Origin of the sequence: Rathayibacter sp. AY1A3, from assembly GCF_002930975.1 — a bacterium.
In the GTDB taxonomy this organism is placed as follows: Bacteria; Actinomycetota; Actinomycetes; order Actinomycetales; family Microbacteriaceae; genus Rathayibacter.
In genome coordinates this window covers 4,288-6,131 of sequence record NZ_PSTO01000064.1, presented here as the reverse complement: position 1 = coordinate 6,131, position 1,844 = coordinate 4,288, and the positions used below count along the sequence as shown (strand labels likewise).

The window sequence follows — 1,844 nt, the reverse complement described above, 5'->3', positions numbered from 1 at the left end:
CGGACTCTCGGCGTGCAGGGAGCGGGACTCCCGTCGTTCACCACGCAGAACCAGGCGAGCGAGTTCAGCCTGACGACCGCGGAGTTCGACCTCTTCTACAAGAACTACGTCGATCTGCAGAACACCGGCGTGAAGCCGGTCGGAGCGAGCGTGCCCCAGGGCGCGACCGCCGCGGCCGTCGACACCGCGCTCCCGGACCAGGTCGTCCTCGACTACAACGACGGCTCCACCAAGAGCCTCCCGGTCGACTGGACGGAGGAATCGCTCGACACGTCCCGCCCTGGCACCTACGAGGTGACCGGCACCGTGCAGCAGCACCGCGAGGAGATGGTGAGCGAGGCCCGCGCCGATCCGCACGTCTTCTTCAACCCGGACGACGGCTACTACTACCTCACCGGATCGCACTACGCCCAGTCCTCGCTCGAGCCCGTGAACGAGAGCCAGAGCTACCGCAAGATCGGTCTGAAGCGCGCGACGACCATCGAGGGCCTGAAGGACGCTCCCGAGCAGATCGTCGTCGACCCCGACGCCGGCACGCCGGGGCGTGAGGGCGAGTTCCCCAACACGCACTACGGCTGGGGCGGCTTCATCTGGGCGCAGGAGTTCCACAAGATCAACGGCACCTGGTGGATCGTCGCCGGCATGAACAAGGGCTACGCGCCCGTCGGCGGCTGGTGCGACAACACCGTCCTGATCCCCTACACCGGCACCGACGCGTCGATCGCCGCGGGCGGGTTCCTCGAGCGCGGCAATTGGGGCGAACCGGTGATCCTCGACGGTGCCGCTTTCGATGTCAGCTACTTCGAGCGGACCGAGGCCGGCGCGAAGCAGGGCTACTGGGTGATGCCGATCGGCGGCCAGATCATGGTCGCCAAGGTGAAGCAGGGCCCCAAGGGCACCGTCCCGCTGGTCGACGGGACGCTGAGCCGCGTCTACGGCGAGAGCCAGCCGTGGGAGATCGGCAAGCAGTCACCGACCCCGTCGGACACCACGGAGGGCCGCGACCAGGGCGTCGTCGAGGCGCCGTTCATGGTGCAGCAGGGCGACAGGATCCACATCACGTACTCCGGCGGCACCGTCGACAAGTACTACAGCCTCGGCATGCTGACCGCGGACGCCACCGCCGATCTGCAGAACCCGGCCAGCTGGACGCAGACGCCGTTCCCCGTGCTCACCACCAACGACACCTCCGCCGGCCGGATCGGAGCGGACGAGGACGACTACTACACGAAGGACCACGCGGGCGGTGGGCACAACTCCTTCCTCCACGACACCTCCGGGAACCTCCTCCTCGCTTACCACGCGCGGCCCTACCCGGAGCCGCACCAGGCGAGTGACCCGAACGGCGCCGGCGGCCTCTTCGACGCCGACCGCAACACCTGGTTCAAGGCCGTGAACGTGCGCGCCAACGGCGCACTCGACCTGTCGCTGACGAAGGCGCAGGAGGTCGCTCCGGGCAACCGGACCGTCCGCGCCACCGTCACCGTCGTGGCCTCGACCGCTCCGGTCACCGCCACCGCCGTCTCGCGGTGCATCGCCGGCAAGGTCGTCGTCACCCTCACCGCCAAGAACACGGGCGCCACCGCCGCCGAGATCCGCTGGAGCACCCCCTGGGGCGCGAAGGTGCAGCAGGTGGGGGCGATGAAGACGTCGTCCCTCGCGATCTCGACCCGCGCGACGTCGGTCGCAGCGGGGACCCTCACGGGGACCTCGACCGCGAACGGCGTGCAGACGCCGCTGACCGCGACCTACGCGGCCGCACGCTGCAGCTGACGGCACCACCACTCCGGGTGGGAGGGCGCCGAGCGTCCTCCCACCCGGATCCCCGGCGCGCTCGCGCGCCC

1 protein-coding gene is annotated in these 1,844 nt (G+C 69.7%); it reads left to right on the top strand.

Going from position 1 to position 1,844, the window contains the following annotated elements:
* A partial coding sequence (locus C5C10_RS17105) for a family 43 glycosylhydrolase (RefSeq protein WP_219813285.1) occupies nt 1-1,773 on the top strand: 1,773 nt, incomplete at its 5' end.
* Between the last annotated feature and the right edge of the window lie 71 nt (nt 1,774-1,844).